We start from the raw sequence: 17,773 nt of genomic DNA, 5'->3' as shown, positions 1-17,773 counted from the left end.
CGGTGCCGGCCGGTTGCGCGCCTCCCGCAACGGGAGGGGCGCAGGTGCGGGTGACTTAAACGTTCACTGAGATGACGCGCGGCGGTTCGCCATGCTCACGGCGATAGGCTAATCTCCAAGAACCGCAATCCCGGCGCATTCGGCGATTCGAGTCCTTTGACAATCTCGCGGATAGTGCCGCTTTGACCGGGATGACGTCCCGGGGGAGTCTCCATGAGCGCATTCACGCGGCGTATCGAAGCGGGCCATGTCCTGATCCATGCCCGCGCGTGGATGATTGCGCTCGGCATCTTCATCGGATGCGCGATGTTCATGCGTTGCGCCTTGGCCGCGCCCCTTCCCGCGGCGATGCAGGGCATCATCTCGACCTGGACAGCTTCGGGATCGCAGGCAGCCTCGCCGCCGTCACCCGCGAGTCAGGCCGAGATGGTGCGTTCGCTGAACGGCCTGATCGGCACGCTCGACAACGACGCGCAACGCAGTGCCTTCGTCGCGCAACTGAAGGTGTTGCGCGACGCCACGGAAAAGGCCGCGCCGGCCGCGCCCGTGCCCGTGGCCGTCAACGGCGACTTGCTCGGCGCGATTGCATCGGGCATCGCATCGGTCGAAACGAATCTCAGCCAGGGAATCTCGCCGTTGCGATTCTGGAGCGCGCGTTCGAGCGCCGCTGCAAGCGAGCTGCGCGCCGTCGTCACGGGCGCGAATGGCGAATCGTTCGGCAGGATCGTCACCGGCATGGGCGCGACGCTCGCGCTCTGGGGACTGTGCGCGTACGTGCTGATCCGCGTTCAGCGACGCGTGTTCGCGCGCTATGGCAAGGACGTCGCGCTCGCGCCGAATCCGACATCGGTCGAGATGCTGAGCTTCGCCCTGCGGCAGACCGGACCCTGGATCGTCGCATTCCTGGCCGTGCTGTTCTTCGTGCGCGCGATGCCCGACGCGCTCGGCCGCACGCTCGGGCTCGTCATCGCGTATGCGATCCTGGGCGGGGCCATCTTTTCGGCGATCTGCATGATCGTGTTCTCGATGTTCAGTACGGCGCATCGTCGCGCCGCCGTGCAGCACCTGCTGGCACGAACGCTTTGGCCGCTCTTTGCGGTCGGCGCGTGCGGCGCGCTCGGCGACGGGACCGCCAATGTCGATGTCACGCGCCAGCTCGGCCCGAATCTCGCGGGCATCATATCGACCTTCGCCAATCTCGCTGCGGCGTTGCTCTTCGCCTATTTCGCGCTCGTATTTCGGCGGCCGGTCACGCATCTGATCCGCAATCGCCCGTATGTGCGACGGCGCGATCACCAGTTCGCGACGGAAACACTCGATATCCTCGCGTCGCTATGGCATATCCCGGTATTGCTGATCGCGGCGGCGTCGGTCGTCGCGATCATCGACGGGCGTGGCACCGAAAGGGACGTGCTGCGGCCGTCGGTCCTCAGCGCGGTACTGCTCGTGCTCACGATTTTCGTGTCCGCGTTGCTGCTGCATCTGACGCGCCGGCGCGACACCCGTGCGCAACGCCGCGCGCCGCACATGACGCGGCTGTTGCGTTTCGTGTGCACGCTGGTCGTGTTCCTGATCTGGCTGGCCTACCTGCGTTTCGAGCTGGAACTCTGGAGCGGACCGATTGCGCGCGTCATCAAGCACAGCGCGATGACGCCCGGCTTCAGGCACGCGCTGATCGCGGTCGTCGCGACGGTATTCGGCGCGTGGTTTCTGTGGATTCTCATCGACACTGTCATTCTCGAAGCGCTCGGCCCGAACAACTCGCGCAACAAGGCGCTTAGTCCGGGCACGCGCGCCCGCACGATGCTGCCGATCGTGCGCAACGCGATCTTCGTGACGGTCGCGAGCCTCGCGGTGTTCGTCGCCGCCGCGAGTCTCGGCATCAATCTGACGCCGCTGCTCGCCGGCGCGGGCGTGATCGGTCTCGCGGTCGGGTTCGGCGCGAAGTCGCTCGTCACCGATCTGATCACGGGCCTGTTCATCATCGTCGAGGACACGATTTCGGTCGGCGACTGGATCGATCTCGACGGCGGACATGCCGGCACCGTGATGGACCTAACGATCCGCACCGTCCGGCTGCGCGATGCGCAGGGCGCGGTTCACACCATTCCGTTCTCGCAGATCAAGATCGTGAAGAATCTGTCGCGCGATTTTTCCAACGCGGTGTTCGAAGTGCGCGTTCCGTTCTCCGCGAAACTGGACGACATCACGCGCATGATCACGGAAGTCGCCGACGATCTGAGCGCCGACTTTCGCTTTCGCAGCGAGATACTGGCGCCGGTCGAAGTGTGGGGCCTCGATCGCTTCGAAGCGAACTGCGTCGTGGTGAAAGGGCAGATCAAGACCAGGCCGCTGCAGCAATGGAGCGTGGCGCGCGCCTTCAACGCGAGGCTGAAGCTCAGGATGGACGATGCCGGCATCGAGATGATGCTGCCGCAGATGCAGATTCACTCGCCTGCGCAGGAACGCGGCGCGCCGGCTCAGCCTGAGTTGCGCGTGCTCAGGGAATAGCCTGAACGATCCCGAAGGTGTTGTTGCCCTATACTGAGCCCACTCCAGGAACCGGAGATTCCGATGCGCGTCCACGTCTCGCTGCCTGTTCTTGCGTCAGCTCTCCTCCTCGCGGCGTGCAATACGCCGCCTATCCCGCCAGGCAAGCCAGTGGATATACCCACGGCGCTCCAGAATGTCCTGGACGGGCTGTGCAACTTCAAGAAGGCGCAGGCCGAGCACAAGCGGGACTACGGCGTCGCCATCGATTCGATCACCGTGGAACTCGATCTGACCGTCGACGGCGCGCAAAACCCGCCCGTCGCCGTCGCGCCCGATATCAAGTTCATCCCGACCGTCAGTTACGGGCATATCATCACGGCGACTACCGGAAGCAGGCTGCTTGTTTCGCTGAAGAATGTCGATGGCGGCAAAGCGGCAGACATGCGATGCCCGTCGTCCACTGCCGAGAAATAGGCCGATTTGACGTGCGTCAATCGAGCGGCGGGGCGCACAGATAGGCTAGTAGTGTCGTGCACGGCCTGGTGGCTGCGAGGAAAATGCCATGGGAATTCTGGTGTCAGCCGTGATCTTCCTCGTATCGGCTGGATGTCTCGTCGGCGCGGCGGGCCCCGACCCGTCGACGGCGGTTACACCGACGTTCGCGCCGGATTCGCTGAGCGCCGCAAACAGCGCTGCGCGGCCCTTCGCTGGCCGCGGCGATTGAACGGAAAGACGACGAGATCAGCTCCGTTGCGCGCCAGCGCCGCGGGCAATGAGGAATTCGTCCAGTTGCTCGAACGTTTCGGGCATCGCTTCGTCCATGCCTTCGATGGCGACATCGAGCGCTTCCCTGGACGGATAAAGCTCGCGCATCACCAGCAGCGTCTTGCCATCCTTCTCCTCGAAGGTCACCGTGGTCACCGCGCCGTCTTCGCTTTCCTCGTTAGTCCAGACGAGGCGCGCATTCGGCACGACTTCGAGGTACTTGCCGAAGAACGTCAGCGGCGCGGCAGCCTTGGGATGAGCGAACTCCAGGCGATATCCACCGCCGACGCGGACATCCTGTTCGCAGGAAAGCAGGGTCGCGCCGCTCGACTTCGGCACCCACCACTGCCTGAACAGTTCGGGCGTGGTCCACGCTTCGAACACGAGCCGCGGCGGGGCGTCGAAGATTCGCGTGATGACCATCTCGCGCTCGGACGTGCGTTCCGACGTCGTCCGGTTGCCCGTGCGCGCCGGCTCATTCTCTCTGCTTGCGACCATCACGTTTCTCCTTGCGTTTGAGTTCCTCGATGACCGTATCCAGCGCGTCGAAGCGCGCGGCCCACATCTGCCGATAATTCTCGATCCAGGCCAGCTCTTCTTCGAGACGGCGCGTGCCCAGCCTGCAGGTCCGCACGCGTCCCACCTTTTCCGTGGTGACGAGTTCCGCCTGCTCCAGTATGCCGATGTGCTTCCGCATGCCCGTCAGGGTCATGTGGAACCGCGCGGCGAGATCCGTGACGGACGCGTCGGCGCGCATCAACTGCTCCAGCACGCCGCGTCGGGTGGGGTCCGATAGCGCGGCGAACGAAGCATCGAATCGAGTTTGTCGAGAATACTGAGCCATTTGGTTCAGTATTGCATGGGTGTGGATGGGAGGCAAGGGAGGATCAGCACTCAGGATGCGTTGCGCTTCTGCCGAAGCGAAGGAGGCCGTTCGGTCAGGCTGCTTGCGGTGTCCTCGTCCGTCGAACCCGCAGCGATGAACTGGCGTCGATACTCGGCCGGCGTCGCCTGCTTCGCCGCCTTGAACTGCCGATTGAAATTGGCGACGTTCGCGAAACCCGAGCGGGCCGCGATGACCGAGACGGGCAGCGACGTATCGCCCAGCATCCGGCACGCGTGCCCGATGCGAACGCGCGCGATATATCGGCCGACGCTCTCGCCGATATGCTGCACGAAGTACCGCGTGAGCGTGCGCTCCGACAGGCTGGCCGCCGCACAGAGTTCCGAGAGCCGCAGCGGTTCGGCGAAGCGCGCATCGATCATGGCGAGGACGCGGTTGATCCGCTCGGGCTCATGACCGGAGGGGCCGGTGTTCGTCTGATTGAAGGCGCTCGGCGAAGCGAGCGGATGGCCGTGCGCGTCGGCGAGCATGCACAGAATATCGAGCGCCGCGCTCAGGCGCTCGCGTGGCACGTTCGAGAGCAACTGATCCAGACGGCCGCGCATCCGTTCCCCGGCAGGCGGCTCGAACGCCAGCCCGCACGCGGCGCGGCGCAAGAGCTTGCGAAGCGGCTCGTATTCGCGGCAGCAATCCGCCATGCGTCTCGCCCACGCGCCGTCGAACCAGATGACGATGGCGACTTGCGGCAAGGACGGCTCGATCGAGCGGTTCGATGACCAGGTATGCGGCAAATCCGGCGGCACGAGAACCAGGTCCTCGGCTTCATAGTCGCTGACCGAGTCGCCGATGTAGCGCTTGCCGTGACTGTTCATCGTCAGCGTCAGTTCGTATTCCGGATGGTGGTGCCATTCGAACGGAATGCGCGCAAGCCGCCGATGGTAAACCCGCACCGAACAGTCCTCGCCGAACTCGACATGTTCGTAGGCTGGTTTCATGGCCGAAAACGCAAATGAATTGCCTGAATAGTATCACCAGCGCATAGCTCCGCGTCATATGCTGTGCGCACAGAAATTGACATGGAGACGATCATGGCGCTGAAAATCGATGACTTGCCCGGCGCGATCCGGCAGGCGAAAAAAGAGCTGCGGGCAGCGCTGCCGAACTACCGGGAGGTATTCGCCGAAGTCGAACAGGCGATCGTCGCCGAAGCGAAACGCATCGCCGCGCAGCGCGATCGAGGGGAAGACGTCATTCCCGAGATCCAGTTCGCCGACATCGCTGAACGACGTGTAACCGACGAGCAGATCGCGCTCGTCAGATCGCGCGGTGCGTGCGTGATTCGCAAAGTCTTCCCTCGCGCGCAGGTGCAAGCGTGGGACGACGATATCGCGCACTACGTCGAGCGAAACCATCTCGACAAGCGCCTCGAAAACCGCGCGGAGGACAAATACTTCGGACAACTGGCTTCGAGCAAACCGCAGATCTACGGCGTGTACTGGTCGAAGCCGCAAGTGCTGGCGCGTCAGTCGGAGTCGCTGACGGCGGCGCGCGTCTTTCTCAACAAGCTCTGGCGCAACGAGAGCGAAGGGCGCGTCCACTTCGATCCGGAACACGTGCCTGTCTATGCCGACCGTCTGCGTCGGCGGCCGCCCGGCTCGGCATCGCTCGGTCTGTCGGCGCATTGCGACGGCGGCTCGGTCGAGCGCTGGATCGAAGGCAATTTCCGCAAGGTGTATCGCCACGTTTTCTCCGGCGAATGGCGCAGCTACGACGCGTTCGACGCCGCCTTTCGCCCCGATGTGGAAGAGATCGCGTCGCCAGCCGTGTGTTCGATGTTCCGCACGTTCCAGGGCTGGACCGCACTGACGCCGCAAGGCCCGGGCGACGGCACGCTGCAACTCGTGCCCATCGCCAATTCGATGGTGTACATCCTCCTGCGCGCCCTTCAGGACGATGTCGCCGACGACGACCTGTGCGGCGCCATGCCCGGACGCGCGCTCTCGATCAAGCAGGAATTTCATGCGCCGCTGTTCGAAGCGTTGTCGTCGATTCCAAAGATGGAAGCGGGCGACACGGTGTTCTGGCACAGCGACGTCATCCATGCGGTCGAGGACGAGCACAAGGGCGCGGGGTTCAGCAATGTGATGTACATCGCCTCGGCGCCCGCCTGCGCCAAGAACGACGCCTATCTGAAGCGTCAGTTGCCGAGCTTTCTGAAGGGCGAAAGCCCGCCTGATTTCCCGGCCGATCATTTCGAAACCGATTTCGCCGGCCGCGCGACCGTCGACGATCTGACGCCGCTGGGCCGTGCGCAACTCGGGCTCGACGTGTAGTCGCACGCACTGCTTCATCCATAAGAAAACATCGGAGACTGCAATGAAGACATCACTGACGTCGGCCGCGGCGGCCGTCGCGCTGTTCATCGCCGGTACGCATGCGGTGCTGGCCGCCGAACAGCTCTCGGTTCTGCACTGGTGGACCTCGGGCGGCGAATCGAAGGCCATCCGCGTGCTCAAGGACGACATGAGCAAACAAGGCTATGAGTGGAAGGACTTCGCGGTCGCCGGTGGTTCGGGCACGGCCGCGATGACCGCGCTCAAGACGCAGGTGATCTCGGGCAATGCGCCGTCGGCCGCGCAGATCAAGGGCCCGTTGATTCAGGACTGGGCCGATCAGGGCGTGGTGGTCACGATCGATCAGGCCGCGACCGACTGGAAGAGCCACACTCCCGCGCAGATCGACAGCGCGATGAAGTCGGGCGGTCATTATGTGGCAGCGCCTTTTTCCGTGCACCGGATCAACTGGCTGTGGATCAACAAGGCGGATCTCGACAAAGTGGGCGGCACACCGCCGACGACGTGGCCGGAGTTCTTCGCGCTCGCCGACAAGTTTCGCGCGGCGGGCATCACGGCTGTCGCGCACGGCGGTCAGCCGTGGCAGGACATGACCATCTGGGAGACGGTCGTGTTGTCGCAGGGCACGGACTTCTACCGTAAGGCGCTCATCGATCTCGATCAGAAAACGCTGACGTCGCCGCAGATGGTGCAGGTCTTCGAGACGGTCCAGAAGATCCGCACTTACTTCGACAAGGCCTACCACGGCCGCGACTGGAATCTCGCCACCGCGATGGTGATCTCCGGTTCGGGCGGCATGCAGTTCATGGGCGACTGGGCCAAGGGGGAGTTCGCGAACGCGAACAAGAAGGCGGACGTCGACTTCGTTTGCGCACCCGCGCCCGGCACGTCGAATGCCTACACGTACACCGCGGATGCATTCGTGTTCTTCCAGCAGAACGGCAAGAAGGACGCGACGCCCGGACAACTCGCGATGGCCAAAACGATCATGTCCCCCGCGTTTCAGGAGCAGTTCAGTCTCAACAAGGGTTCGATTCCCGTCAGACTGGACGTGCCGATGGACAAGTTCGACAGTTGCGCGAAAAAGTCACGCGCGGACGAGCAGGCGACGATCAAATCGGGCGGCTTTCTTCCCTCGCTGGCGTTTGGCGAACTTCAGTCTCCCGTCACCGCCGGCGCCATCACCGACGTCGTGACGAATTTCATGAACTCGAACGAAGACGCGAAAGAAGGCGTGCGCAAGCTCGCCGCTGCCGCAAAGGTCAAATAAGACATGGACCCGATCGCCAAGGAAAAATGGCCCCGTTCCGGGCTCGAGACAACGTTGATGGGATTCGGCGCCGCGCCGATCGGCAACATCTTCAGGCCGATCAACGAAGCGGATTCCGCCGCCCTGATCAAGGCAGCCTGGGATGCCGGCGTGCGCTACTTCGACACCGCTCCGATGTACGGTCATGGTTTGAGCGAAGCGCGCTGCGGGCAGGGGCTGCGATGGTATCCGCGCGATCAGTACGTGCTGTCGACGAAGGTCGGACGGCTCCTCAAGCCGCGCAGGCGCGCCGAAATCGACTTCGCGCCGTGGGTCGATGGCTTGCCGTTCGAAACCGTTTTCGACTACAGCTACGACGGCGCCATGCGCTCGATCGAGGACAGTCTGCAGCGTCTCGCGCTGGAGCACATCGATATCGCGCTGATTCACGATATCGATGTCTTTACCCACGGCGAGCGTCAGCCCGAGATGTTCGAGGCAGCAATGGCCGGCGCGTCGAAAGCGCTGCTGAAACTCCGCGATGAAGGTGTCGTGAAGGCGGTCGGGGTCGGCGTCAACGAATGGCAGGTCGCGCACGAAGCCATCCGCCGGCAGGATTTCGATTGCCTGCTCCTGGCCGGCCGCTACACACTGCTCGAACAGGACGCGCTCGACGGCTTTCTGCCGCTGTGCGAAGCGCAACAGGTGTCGGTCATCCTCGGGGGCGGCTACAACAGCGGCATTCTCGCGACAGGCGCGGTGCCCGGCGCGAAATACAACTACGCGAGCGCGCCCGAGGCCATTCTGGCGCGCGTTCGCGAGATGGAGCAGGTCTGCCGGGAATACGCGGTTCCGCTCAAGGCCGCCGCTTTGCAGTTCGTCCTCGGACATCCCGCGATTCCGACGAACATTCCTGGCGTACGCACGGTTGCGCAGCTCGAAGACAACCTTCAAACCTTCCGGACCGACATACCGTTGGAATTCTGGGCCGAACTGAAACGCCGCGAGCTGATTCGTCAGGACGCGCCCACGCCGCAATAGCGCGTCACGCGTGCAGAACCAGCCCCTTCACCGCCTTGTCCACGGCTTTCCTCGATCCATGCAGCGCGAGGCCTACGAAATCGAGACTGGTTGCGTCCTGCGCGCGAAATACCTCGCGATTGGCCGCATCGTGTCCGGTGGAAAACATCGCGTGCACGTACGGCACGATCTCGAGTTCGCTCGCGAGCGCCTGCCGATGCGCGGCCTGCAGTCCGGACAGATCGGCGGCGAACACGAGCATCGGTTGGCCCAGCATGCGGCCATACCGATTTCCGGCCGCGTCCTCGTAGGGTTCGCCCAACGCTTCGGGAATCGCGGCCGCCACGCCGGTCGCGAGAAATGCGACCACGTTGAGCTTTTGCCAGACAGCCAGATCATCGCGCACGATCAGCGCCACTTTGGTATTGAACATGAATGTTCCTCCTTGGAACGCTCATGGTCCGCGATCCGCCGCGATCAGTCTGGAACGTTTGTGCACATCTGCCGATAGGCCGCAGGCGTCATCCGATAGGCGCGGTTGAACCAGCGGCCAAGGTGACTCTGATCGGAGAATCCGACCATCGCGGCAACCTGCGCGGGCCGATGACCGCTCGCCAGCAATCGACGGGCGGCGCGCAGGCGCAAGCGCACGAGGTACGCGTGCGGCGACGTGCCGAACGTGCGCTTGAAAAGGCGCGTCAACTGAAACCGGTCGATTCCGGTAACCGTAGCCAGTTCATCGAGTCCGATGTTGCCGTCCATCTGTTCGTGCAGGAGATCGCGCGCGCGAAGGGCGGCAAGCGGCGCTGCTAGGGTAGTCATCGCCGGCGCGTCGCGCAACTGGCCGCCGAGTTGCGTCAGCAGATGATCGAGTGCCTGGTCGCGGGCCAGCCTGCCTTCGTCATGGAACGTGGCGAAGAACGCCGCCTGGATCGCGTCGACGAGACGGCGATCATCCACCAGCGTTTGGCGAAAGGCGGCCTCGACGCCGCGCAATCCGGGCAGATTCAACTGGCGCGCCGCGTGCTCGACCCAGCCTTGCGGCAGATACAGCATGGCGTAGGTGAAGCCGCTCGCTTCCGGCGCATGCCCGTCGTGCAGCGCGCCGGGCTCGATCAGGATCGCGCGGCCCGGAACGCTCGTGTGCAGGGACCGATGGCATTGAAAGCGTTGCACGCCCTGCTCGGTGTAGCCGATCAGCATGTCGTCATGATCGTGCGGATCATAGGCCTGACCGCGGAAATGCGCGCGCAGCGCTTCGATACCCGTCTCGGGATCGCGCCGCGCGGCGAGCCAGTCATCGATTCGCCCGTTGGATACGCTTGTGCCCGTCATCGCTCATTCGCCCCGGCAACCTCAGAAATGCGCGCTCAGCCAGCGCCACGCGAGCGGCCCGCAGATCACGCCCCACGCCAACGCTCCGATGACGATGGACACTGTAACCGCCGCGCTGCCGCAGTCTTTCGCGCGCCCGGAGAGTTCGTGACGTTCGAGCGAAATGCGGTCGATGGCCGCTTCGATGCTCGAATTGATCAGTTCGACGAGCAGCACGAGCAACACCGAAGCCGCGAGCAGCACGTGCTCGGCGGCGCTCACCGGCACGAAGGGCACGATCGGAAGCAGCACGGCCGCGACGCAGACCTCCTGGCGAAACGCGCTTTCCTCGCGCCAGGTGGCGACGATGCCGTTGCGCGAGTGACGCAGCGCGAACAGGCCGTGCAAAAGCCCACTGCGCTTGATGGGCACGGGTTTGGGGGAAGACGTAGATCGAACCATGACGCGACGCGGCGATTTCGATGAAGGGATGTCTGGCTTGACGCGCACTCCCATAGATTATGCAACCGTTGCGCAAACAGGACGACCCGCAACTAACGGTCAATCCCGCCGCCGTCTGAGGATCGCGACGCGATTCACTCGGCCTCGATGCCCGAGCCTGCAAGCATCGAGGCCGAAGCCCCGCATTCATGATGAGACGAACAAGCCGCCGCCCGACACTCACACGTGATGCAACTTGCGTTCGGGCTGATGCGTGCGTTGCCGCGTTTCCCAGCCTTGCGCGAGTCCCACTTCCGCGTGCGAAGGTTCGAGCGTCGGGATGCCCTTAACCAGGTCGGCGGCGCGTTCCGCCAGCATGATCGTGGGCGCGTTCAAATTGCCGTTCGGCTCGGTCGGAAACACGGACGAGTCGATCACGCGCAGGCCGTCCATGCCACGCACGCGCAGTTCGGAATCCACCACGGCCATCTCGTCTTCGCCCATCCGGCACGAACCGCAGGGGTGCATCGTGCTTTCCAGGTTCTTCCGGACGAAGGCGTCGATCTCCGCGTCCGTGCGGACGTCCGGCCCCGGCGCAAGTTCGACATCGCGAAACGCATCCATCGCAGGCTGCGCGATGATTTCCCGCGTGAGGCGCACGCAACGCCGGAAGCCCTCGCGGTCTTCCTCGCGTTCGAGGTAGTTGAAGCGGATCTCGGGATGCACGTACGGATCGGCCGCGTTCAGGCGCACGTAGCCCCGGCTCTTCGGCTTGTTGGGTCCGGTGAGCACCATGAACCCATGCCCCTTGAGCGGTTTGTCGCCGTCATAGCGCATCGCGGCGGGCAGGAAGTGGAACTGGATGTCCGGCCAGCGCAGTCCCGCTTCTGAGCGAATGAAGCCGCCTGCTTCGAAATGATTGCTGGCGCCGAGTCCGTCCTTGAAGAGCAGCCAGCGCAGCCCGATCATGAACTTGCTGAACGGGTCCATTCTGCTGTTGAGCGTGACCGGCTGCTTGCAGGCGTACTGGATATAGATTTCCGCGTGATCCTGCAGACTCTCGCCGACGCCCGGCAGATCGTGCCGGACTTCGACGCCCGCGCCACGCAGCACCTGCGACGGTCCGATGCCCGAGCGCTGCAGCAGATGAGGCGAGCCGATCGGTCCCGACGAGATCAGCACTTCGGCGCGGCAGCGCGCGGTACGCGTCGTGCCGCCCTGTTCGTAGACCACGCCGACCGCGCGCTTGCCCTCGATCAGCACGCGATGCGTCATCGCGTTGGTCACGACATGCAGATTGGGCCGGGTCATCGCCGGACGCAAGTAGGCATTCGCGGTGGACCAGCGCACGCCGTCCTTGACGGTCATGTGCATCGCGCCGAAGCCTTCCTGCATGTGACCGTTGCAATCGTCCGTCTTGATGTAGCCCGCCTGCGCGCCCGCTTCGACCCAAGCGCCGTACAGCGGATTGCGCATGTTGTTGCCGTTGTTCGTCGACAAGGGGCCGCTCGCGCCGCGATACTCGTCGCCGCCGAACTTGTAGCTCTCCGCGCGCCGGAAATACGGCAGGCAGTTCGCATAGCCCCAGCCGCGCGCGCCGAGCGATTCCCATTCGTCGAAGTCGTATGCATGGCCGCGAATGTAGACGAGGCCGTTGATCGACGACGACCCGCCGAGCACCTTGCCGCGCGGACAGTGCAACTGGCGTCCGTCGAGATACGGTTCCGGCGCGGTCTGGTATTTCCAGTTGTACTTCTTCGTGTTCATCGGCATCGAGAAGGCGCTCGGCATCTGGATGATGATGCTGCGGTCGCTGCCGCCGTATTCCAGCACCAGCACGCGCACGGACGGGTCTTCGGTGAGGCGGTTGGCCAGCACGCATCCGGCCGAACCCGCGCCGACGATGATGTAATCGTATTGATCGGTTGACATGACTTTTTCCTGATCCTTGACTGTTCAGAAGCGCTTGTCGCCTGTCGTGTACTGCGGCTGCGTCTTTTCGATGTGGTGGATGATCACTTCTTCGTTTCTCATGTCGAGCGAGCGCGCGAGCAGGAAGTACGCGACGCCCGAAACGATCAGGCCGACCAGCCACGCGAGATCGACACTGCCGATCGCCCGTGCGAGCGGACCGACGTAGACTTCGTCCTGACCGTCGAAGATGCAGAAGAAGGGGATCATCGCGGCGAAGCCGATCACGTATGAAATCAGGCCACGCGCGCCCCACGCGCCGTACACGCTGCCGTGCGGCATGAAGAAATGCGGAATCGCATAGCGGCCCTTGCGCACGAAGAAGTAGTCGGTGAGATTGACCGCCGTCCACGGCACGAGGAAGTACAGCATCACGACGAGATAGATGTTCAGCACCGACAGTCCCTTGCCCGACGTGTAGATGCTCAACGCGACGCCGAGTTGCAGACACACGACGAAGAGCACCGCGACGATGCGCGTGCGGGCCGTCGGCCGCAACTTCCTGAACGAATCGACACCCGTGATGGCCGTGAGCTTCGCGCTGTAGATGTTCATCGCAATGACCGGCAGGAACGCGATGATCGTGACGGCGACCACCACGCTGCCGAGTCCCGGCGCGAGATCGCTGCCGACCTGATTGAGCGCGACGAGCACATCGCTCGCATGCAGGTGATCGGCGAGCCAGCCGCCCACGGCGATCATCCACGCACCCGACAGCGACGCGCCCACGAACACCGCCGCGATCAGCTTGCCGCCCGGCGTGTTCTTCGGCAGATAGCGCGAGTAGTCGGACACATAGGGCGCGTAGGCGATGTTGTAGCTCGCGGCCGCCGCGAACTGGGCGATGAATCCCGTCCAGTTGAAGCCGAGCGGCGCGGGCGGTGTTGCGCCTGCGGCTGCTGCGGGAAGCGGGATGTCGTGAACCCAGTGCATCAGCACCGCAAGCGTGACGAGACCATACAGCGGGAGCGACAGGTAAAGCGCCCACTTGAAGCTGCGGTGCATCCAGTCGTGGCCGAGCACGGCGAGTATCGACGCGGGCACGGTGACGGCCAGCGCGATCCTGAACGGGTCCCATCCGAACAGTGTTTTCAGGCCCTGCATCATCAACACGAGATTGACGATGTTGAAGCCCGCGAACACGAACAGGGTGGCGAACAGCACCAGAATCACGCCGCGATAGCCGAACTGCGCGCGCGACTGGATCATCTGCGGCAAGCCGAGATGAGGACCCTGCGAGCCGTGAAACGCCATGAACAGCGTGCCGAACATGATGCCGAGCGTACCGGCGACCGTCGTCCACCACGAAGTCAGTCCGACGCTCGGGCCGACGAAGCCGATCGTCATCGTGAAGAATGTGAAGTTGCCGAGAAACCAGAAGGGACCTTGCCTCGATAACCGGTCGGTTCGCTCGTGCTCGGGAATGAAGTCGATCGAATGACCTTCTATTGCTCCGTGTTCGCTTGCCGCCGCGCTTGCGTTCGCGGCGCTTTCATATGATTCCATCGCATACCTCGATCAGTAAGCTGATGCCATGAGAGGAAAAAGCAGAGGAAAAAGCAGAGGAAAAAGCGGAGGGCAAAGCGGCTCAGTGCAGCGTGATCCAGACGGCCTTGGTCTCCGTCAGATGGTCGAGCTGCTCCATCCCGAGGTCCTTGCCGAAGCCCGATTCCTTGAATCCGCCGAACGGCATCGCCGGGTCGATCGTGCTGTGCGCGTTCACGTAGACGCTGCCCGCGCGCAGTTGCGGCACCAGCGCGTGGATGCGATTCACGTCGTTCGAATAGATGGCCGCGGCGAGACCATAGGGCGAGTCGTTCGCGAGCCGCACGGCTTCGCCGATGTCGTCGAATGGCGAGGTCACGAGAACGGGGCCGAAGATCTCTTCACGGACGATCTTCATCGAGTTGCGGCAATGGGCGAAGATCGCGGGCTCGACGAAATAACCGGTTTCTTCCCGTCTGCGCCCGCCGTAGACGAGTTCGGCTCCTTCGCGTCGACCCGCGTCGATGTATGCGCTCACGCGTTCCTTTTGCAGCGCCGACACCAAAGGACCGATGAAGCAATCGGGATCGAGGCCCGGAGCGATCTTCAGGGTGCGCGTGTAATCGATGAGCGCAGCGAGAAAGCGTTCGTGAATCTTGCGCTGGACATACACGCGCGTGCCAGCGTCGCAGACCTGGCCGGAGTTGAAGAACATGCCGTTCGCCACGGCGTGCGCGGCGGCGTCGACGTCCGCGTCGTCGAGCACGAGCACCGGCGACTTGCCGCCGAGTTCCAGCGTCACGCGACGGATATCGTGCACGGCCGCCTGTCCCACGTTGCGGCCGACGTCGGTCGAGCCGGTGAAGGTGAGCTTGTCGATGCCGGGATGACGCGCGAGCGCCGCACCGATCACGCCGCCGCGTCCCGTCACGACATTGACGACGCCTGGCGGAATGCCGGCCTCCTGCACGAGCTCGGCGAAGCGCAGCGTCGACAGCGAGGTGAGTTCGGCGGGCTTGATGACCGCCGTGCAGCCCACGGCGAGCGCGGCCGCGAGCTTCCACGCCATGGTTTGCAGCGGAAAATTCCACGGCACGATGATGCCGACCACGCCGACCGGCTCCTTGCGCGTATAGGCGACGTAGTCGCCCGGCAGCGAAGGCTCGACGGTGCGTCCGTGCAGCTTCGACGCCCAGCCCGCGAAGTAGCGGAACGTATCGATGGTGCCCTGCACGTCGACGTCACGCGCCTGCGCGGCGGACTTGCCCATGTCGATCGATTCGATTTCCGCGAGTTCGGCCGCGTTGGCTTCGATCAGATCGGCGAGCCGGTGCAGCAGGCGCTCCCGTTCGAGCGGCTTGAGCTTGCGCCACGGACCGCCATCGAACTGGGCGCGCGCGGCGCGCACCGCGCGGTCGAGATCGTCGACGGTGGCGAGCGGAATCTGCGTGATGACGCCGGTGGTCGACGGCTCGATCACATCGAGCGTCTCTCCCGCGCCGCCCGGCACCCACTCGCCGCCAATGAACATTTTCTGCGGCTTGTTCAAAAAGCGCGTGGTGGCTTCCTGAACGCCGAACCGATTCAGATAGTCGCGGACATTGGTATCCAAAACTCGTCTCCTGTTGGTCCGGGGCTTCATGATGTCGAGCCCCGTGAGTGTCGATGTGAACCGTGGATGTGCTGGCGCGTCGTCAGCGCTTGGCCTTGCTGCGCTCGTGAAAGATGAAGCCGATCGAATTCATCAGCAGTTGAGCGGCGAGAATCGGCGTGACGCCGGCGGGGTCGTAGGCGGGCGCGACTTCCACGAGATCCATTCCTACGATGTTTCCGCGGCTGCGCCGGGCGAGCGCCTGGATGATCTCGAGCACCTCGTAGTACTGGAAGCCGCCGTGGCTCGGCGTGCCCGTGCCAGGCGCGATGGACGGATCGAAGCCGTCGATGTCGATGGTTATATAGTAGGCCGCGCCTTCCGGAACCCGGGCGAGCACGCCTTCCGTGCCGAGCTTGCGCACGTCGCGCACCGACAGGATTTCCGAGCCGGCACGGCGCGCCGCGTCATAGTCTTCGCGGTTCGACGACGACACGTTGCGAATGCCGAGTTGCGTCATGCCGACGATATGCGCCATCTCGGATGCACGGCGCAGCGGATTGCCGTGCCCGTAGCGCACGCCGTGGCGCTCGTCGACGAAGTCCAGATGCGCATCGAAATGGATGATGTGAATCGGTCCTTTTCCCTCGAACGCCTTGATGACCGGCGCGTGGATCGAATGGTCGCCGCCCAGCGTGATGGGCATCGCGCCGCATTCGAGTATCTTGCGCACCGCGAGTTCGATGTTCGCGTTGCTGCTCGCCATGTCGGTGTGCACGATATCGGCGTCGCCGACGTCGACCATGCGCAACTGGTCGCGGCTCAGATACAGCACGTCGTCTTCGTGGTCGTAAGCGCCCGCATGGCCGAACGAGAACAGCGTCGACGCTTCGCGGATGCTGCGCGGCCCGAAGCGGGCGCCGGAGCGCCATTGCGTGCCCATGTCGTTCGGCGCGCCGAGGATCGCCACATCGGCGTCGATCCGGTTCCAGTCGAGGCACACCGGCGACTTCGCGAACGTGCAATGGCCGACGAACGGCAGGTTGAGTCGCCCGGATTCATAGCTGTTGCCCTGCATTTCAGCATCTCCTGTTCTGTCAAGTTGGACCGCAGGTTTGAGCCTGCGCGTTGTTTTGAGAAACTATGAACAGGAATGACGGGCGTAAAAATCACGAGTATCGGATGTTCACATCGGATAATCCGAAGCAACGACGAGGGGAGGCGGCACCCGATGACCCAATTGCAGGACGTTGATCTCAAGCTGCTGCGCGTCTTCATGGCCGTGGTGCGATGCGGCGGCTTTTCGGCCGCGCAGGCGAGCCTGAACGTGAGCCAGTCGACGATCAGCGAACAGATGACGACGCTCGAGACCCGTCTCGGGCTCAAGCTCTGCGAACGGGGGCGGGGCGGCTTCCGGCTGACCGAGCATGGCATCGCGACCTTTGAGGCGGCGCAACGGCTGCAGATCGCGGTGGAAGCATTTTGTATGGATACCGATGCGCTGAAGAAGCACATCTCGGGCAGGCTCTACCTCGGAACCATCGACAATACGGTTTCCGACAAAACCTCGCCGCTGCCGCATGCGTTGCAGAAGTTCGTATCGCGTGGACACGATGTGCACGTCGATATCTATGTCGGCTCACCGGCCGAACTCGAGGAACGCGTGCTCGACGGGCGGCTGCACGTTGCGATCGGCCACTTTCCGATTCACGTGCCGGGGCTGAGCTACGACGAGCTATATGTGGAAGCGGACGGCCTTTACTGCGGCAGGGGCAATCCGCTTTACGCGAGCGCGTTCGATGCTGAGGTGTCCAGCGAGATGATCGCCGAAAGCCGGATCGTCGCGCGGGGTTACTTTCAGCAGCACGATCTGCGGATGCTGAGCGCGAGCAAGGCGGCGGCCACCGTCGACAACGTCGAGGCGCAGGCCATTCTCATTCTGTCAGGGGCGTATGTGGGGTTTCTGCCCAATCACTATGCTGCCGGCTGGGTCGAGAGCGGCGACATGCGCAGGGTCTGCGCCGGACGATTCGGCGGGAACTGGCCGTTCTGTGCAATCACGCGGCGCGGGGCTTCGATGGCTTCGATACTGAAGGTGTTTATGGCGGATCTGCAGGCATGTCATGAGGCGTTGCGGGTGGAGCGCGCTTAGGACGCGGCAGGGTCGTCGCGGGATCCCGTGATCGTGTCGATCTATTAGCACAGGGGCAACGCCAATAGACCGACGCGAATACGGGATCCAGCGA

General features: G+C 63.6%; 17 protein-coding genes. 7 read left to right on the top strand and 10 right to left on the bottom strand.

The genetic code is table 11. The annotated features are described in order from the left end of the window. Positions 1 to 213 precede the first annotated feature (213 nt). The 3 genes from BTHE68_RS22970 to BTHE68_RS22960 all read left to right on the top strand — a co-directional run bounded on the left by BTHE68_RS22970 (position 214) and on the right by BTHE68_RS22960 (position 3,217). Positions 214 to 2,511, top strand: a complete 2,298-nt coding sequence (locus tag BTHE68_RS22970; protein WP_162068603.1) for a mechanosensitive ion channel family protein — start codon at positions 214 to 216, stop codon at positions 2,509 to 2,511. Between the two features lie 63 nt (positions 2,512 to 2,574). Continuing rightward, positions 2,575 to 2,967 carry a hypothetical protein gene (locus BTHE68_RS22965; protein WP_162068602.1) on the top strand — a complete coding sequence of 131 codons (393 nt, stop codon included), beginning with the start codon at positions 2,575 to 2,577 and terminating at the stop codon, positions 2,965 to 2,967. An 88-nt stretch (positions 2,968 to 3,055) separates the two neighbouring features. Next, positions 3,056 to 3,217: a hypothetical protein gene (locus BTHE68_RS22960; protein ID WP_162068601.1), complete on the top strand. Its 162-nt coding sequence runs from the start codon at positions 3,056 to 3,058 to the stop codon at positions 3,215 to 3,217. A gap of 17 nt (positions 3,218 to 3,234) precedes the next feature. On the opposite strand, the gene BTHE68_RS22955 is transcribed toward BTHE68_RS22960, so the two are convergent. The 3 genes from BTHE68_RS22955 to BTHE68_RS22945 all read right to left on the bottom strand — a co-directional run bounded on the left by BTHE68_RS22955 (position 3,235) and on the right by BTHE68_RS22945 (position 5,097). Next, complete coding sequence (locus BTHE68_RS22955; RefSeq protein ID WP_162068600.1) at positions 3,235 to 3,756, bottom strand: SRPBCC family protein; 522 nt, start codon at positions 3,754 to 3,756, stop codon at positions 3,235 to 3,237. Then, a complete protein-coding gene (locus BTHE68_RS22950) occupies positions 3,734 to 4,030 on the bottom strand; it encodes an ArsR/SmtB family transcription factor (RefSeq protein WP_232078092.1) in 297 nt (98 codons plus the stop codon). The genes BTHE68_RS22955 and BTHE68_RS22950 overlap by 23 nt, the downstream gene beginning before the upstream one ends. A 122-nt stretch (positions 4,031 to 4,152) precedes the next feature. Continuing rightward, on the bottom strand, positions 4,153 to 5,097 hold the full coding sequence (locus tag BTHE68_RS22945; protein WP_162068599.1) for a helix-turn-helix domain-containing protein: 945 nt from the start codon (positions 5,095 to 5,097) through the stop codon (positions 4,153 to 4,155). Positions 5,098 to 5,190: 93 nt separating this feature from the next. Here BTHE68_RS22945 and BTHE68_RS22940 point away from each other — a divergent pair, with 93 nt between their 5' ends. Genes BTHE68_RS22940 through BTHE68_RS22930 form a run of 3 tightly spaced genes read left to right on the top strand, consistent with a single transcriptional unit; the run spans position 5,191 to position 8,746 of the window. Further along, the gene (locus BTHE68_RS22940; protein WP_162068598.1) at positions 5,191 to 6,435 is read left to right on the top strand and encodes a DUF1479 domain-containing protein; all 1,245 of its coding nucleotides are present in this window, start codon (positions 5,191 to 5,193) and stop codon (positions 6,433 to 6,435) included. Between the two features lie 43 nt (positions 6,436 to 6,478). After that, positions 6,479 to 7,726: an ABC transporter substrate-binding protein gene (locus BTHE68_RS22935; RefSeq protein WP_162068597.1), complete on the top strand. Its 1,248-nt coding sequence runs from the start codon at positions 6,479 to 6,481 to the stop codon at positions 7,724 to 7,726. A gap of 57 nt (positions 7,727 to 7,783) precedes the next feature. Beyond that, positions 7,784 to 8,746 carry an aldo/keto reductase gene (locus BTHE68_RS22930; RefSeq protein WP_232078104.1) on the top strand — a complete coding sequence of 321 codons (963 nt, stop codon included), beginning with the start codon at positions 7,784 to 7,786 and terminating at the stop codon, positions 8,744 to 8,746. Between the two features lie 4 nt (positions 8,747 to 8,750). Here the strand turns inward: BTHE68_RS22930 and BTHE68_RS22925 are convergent, their stop codons facing one another. The 7 genes from BTHE68_RS22925 to speB all read right to left on the bottom strand — a co-directional run bounded on the left by BTHE68_RS22925 (position 8,751) and on the right by speB (position 16,605). Continuing rightward, on the bottom strand, positions 8,751 to 9,158 hold the full coding sequence (locus tag BTHE68_RS22925) for a DUF2000 family protein (protein ID WP_162068595.1): 408 nt from the start codon (positions 9,156 to 9,158) through the stop codon (positions 8,751 to 8,753). A 44-nt stretch (positions 9,159 to 9,202) separates the two neighbouring features. Further along, positions 9,203 to 10,060 (bottom strand): AraC family transcriptional regulator, encoded by an 858-nt coding sequence (locus tag BTHE68_RS22920; RefSeq protein ID WP_162068594.1) that lies wholly within the window; start codon positions 10,058 to 10,060, stop codon positions 9,203 to 9,205. A gap of 21 nt (positions 10,061 to 10,081) precedes the next feature. Continuing rightward, positions 10,082 to 10,501, bottom strand: coding sequence for a diacylglycerol kinase (locus tag BTHE68_RS22915; RefSeq protein WP_162068593.1), 420 nt, complete (start codon positions 10,499 to 10,501; stop codon positions 10,082 to 10,084). A 219-nt stretch (positions 10,502 to 10,720) separates the two neighbouring features. Beyond that, positions 10,721 to 12,412, bottom strand: a complete 1,692-nt coding sequence (betA, locus tag BTHE68_RS22910; protein WP_162068592.1) for a choline dehydrogenase — start codon at positions 12,410 to 12,412, stop codon at positions 10,721 to 10,723. A 24-nt stretch (positions 12,413 to 12,436) separates the two neighbouring features. Beyond that, entirely contained in the window at positions 12,437 to 13,957 is a 1,521-nt protein-coding gene (locus BTHE68_RS22905; RefSeq protein ID WP_162068591.1) for a purine-cytosine permease family protein, read from the bottom strand. Positions 13,958 to 14,039: 82 nt separating this feature from the next. Further along, positions 14,040 to 15,548, bottom strand: coding sequence for an aldehyde dehydrogenase family protein (locus tag BTHE68_RS22900; RefSeq protein ID WP_162068590.1), 1,509 nt, complete (start codon positions 15,546 to 15,548; stop codon positions 14,040 to 14,042). A gap of 82 nt (positions 15,549 to 15,630) precedes the next feature. Then, a complete protein-coding gene (gene speB / locus BTHE68_RS22895) occupies positions 15,631 to 16,605 on the bottom strand; it encodes an agmatinase (protein WP_162068589.1) in 975 nt (324 codons plus the stop codon). 75 nt (positions 16,606 to 16,680) lie between these two features. Between speB and BTHE68_RS22890 the strand changes: the two genes are divergently transcribed. Further along, positions 16,681 to 17,679 carry a LysR family transcriptional regulator gene (locus BTHE68_RS22890; RefSeq protein ID WP_232078091.1) on the top strand — a complete coding sequence of 333 codons (999 nt, stop codon included), beginning with the start codon at positions 16,681 to 16,683 and terminating at the stop codon, positions 17,677 to 17,679. Positions 17,680 to 17,773 lie beyond the last annotated feature (94 nt).

The organism is Burkholderia sp. THE68 (assembly GCF_009938265.1).
Taxonomy (GTDB): domain Bacteria; phylum Pseudomonadota; class Gammaproteobacteria; order Burkholderiales; family Burkholderiaceae; genus Caballeronia.
This window is presented reverse-complemented; position numbering and strand designations above follow the sequence as displayed.

Bases quoted from the DNA above. Each gene is read 5' to 3' on its own strand.
- BTHE68_RS22970 (WP_162068603.1), top strand. From the start codon at position 214: ATGAGCGCATTCACGCGGCGTATCGAAGCGGGCCATGTCCTGATCCAT.
- BTHE68_RS22965 (WP_162068602.1), top strand. From the start codon at position 2,575: ATGCGCGTCCACGTCTCGCTGCCTGTTCTTGCGTCAGCTCTCCTCCTC.
- BTHE68_RS22960 (WP_162068601.1), top strand. From the start codon at position 3,056: ATGGGAATTCTGGTGTCAGCCGTGATCTTCCTCGTATCGGCTGGATGT.
- BTHE68_RS22955 (WP_162068600.1), bottom strand. From the start codon at position 3,756: ATGGTCGCAAGCAGAGAGAATGAGCCGGCGCGCACGGGCAACCGGACG.
- BTHE68_RS22945 (WP_162068599.1), bottom strand. From the start codon at position 5,097: ATGAAACCAGCCTACGAACATGTCGAGTTCGGCGAGGACTGTTCGGTG.
- BTHE68_RS22940 (WP_162068598.1), top strand. From the start codon at position 5,191: ATGGCGCTGAAAATCGATGACTTGCCCGGCGCGATCCGGCAGGCGAAA.
- BTHE68_RS22935 (WP_162068597.1), top strand. From the start codon at position 6,479: ATGAAGACATCACTGACGTCGGCCGCGGCGGCCGTCGCGCTGTTCATC.
- BTHE68_RS22930 (WP_232078104.1), top strand. From the start codon at position 7,784: ATGGGATTCGGCGCCGCGCCGATCGGCAACATCTTCAGGCCGATCAAC.
- BTHE68_RS22925 (WP_162068595.1), bottom strand. From the start codon at position 9,158: ATGTTCAATACCAAAGTGGCGCTGATCGTGCGCGATGATCTGGCTGTC.
- BTHE68_RS22920 (WP_162068594.1), bottom strand. From the start codon at position 10,060: ATGACGGGCACAAGCGTATCCAACGGGCGAATCGATGACTGGCTCGCC.
- BTHE68_RS22915 (WP_162068593.1), bottom strand. From the start codon at position 10,501: ATGGTTCGATCTACGTCTTCCCCCAAACCCGTGCCCATCAAGCGCAGT.
- betA (WP_162068592.1), bottom strand. From the start codon at position 12,412: ATGTCAACCGATCAATACGATTACATCATCGTCGGCGCGGGTTCGGCC.
- BTHE68_RS22905 (WP_162068591.1), bottom strand. From the start codon at position 13,957: ATGGAATCATATGAAAGCGCCGCGAACGCAAGCGCGGCGGCAAGCGAA.
- speB (WP_162068589.1), bottom strand. From the start codon at position 16,605: ATGCAGGGCAACAGCTATGAATCCGGGCGACTCAACCTGCCGTTCGTC.
- BTHE68_RS22890 (WP_232078091.1), top strand. From the start codon at position 16,681: ATGACGGGCGTAAAAATCACGAGTATCGGATGTTCACATCGGATAATC.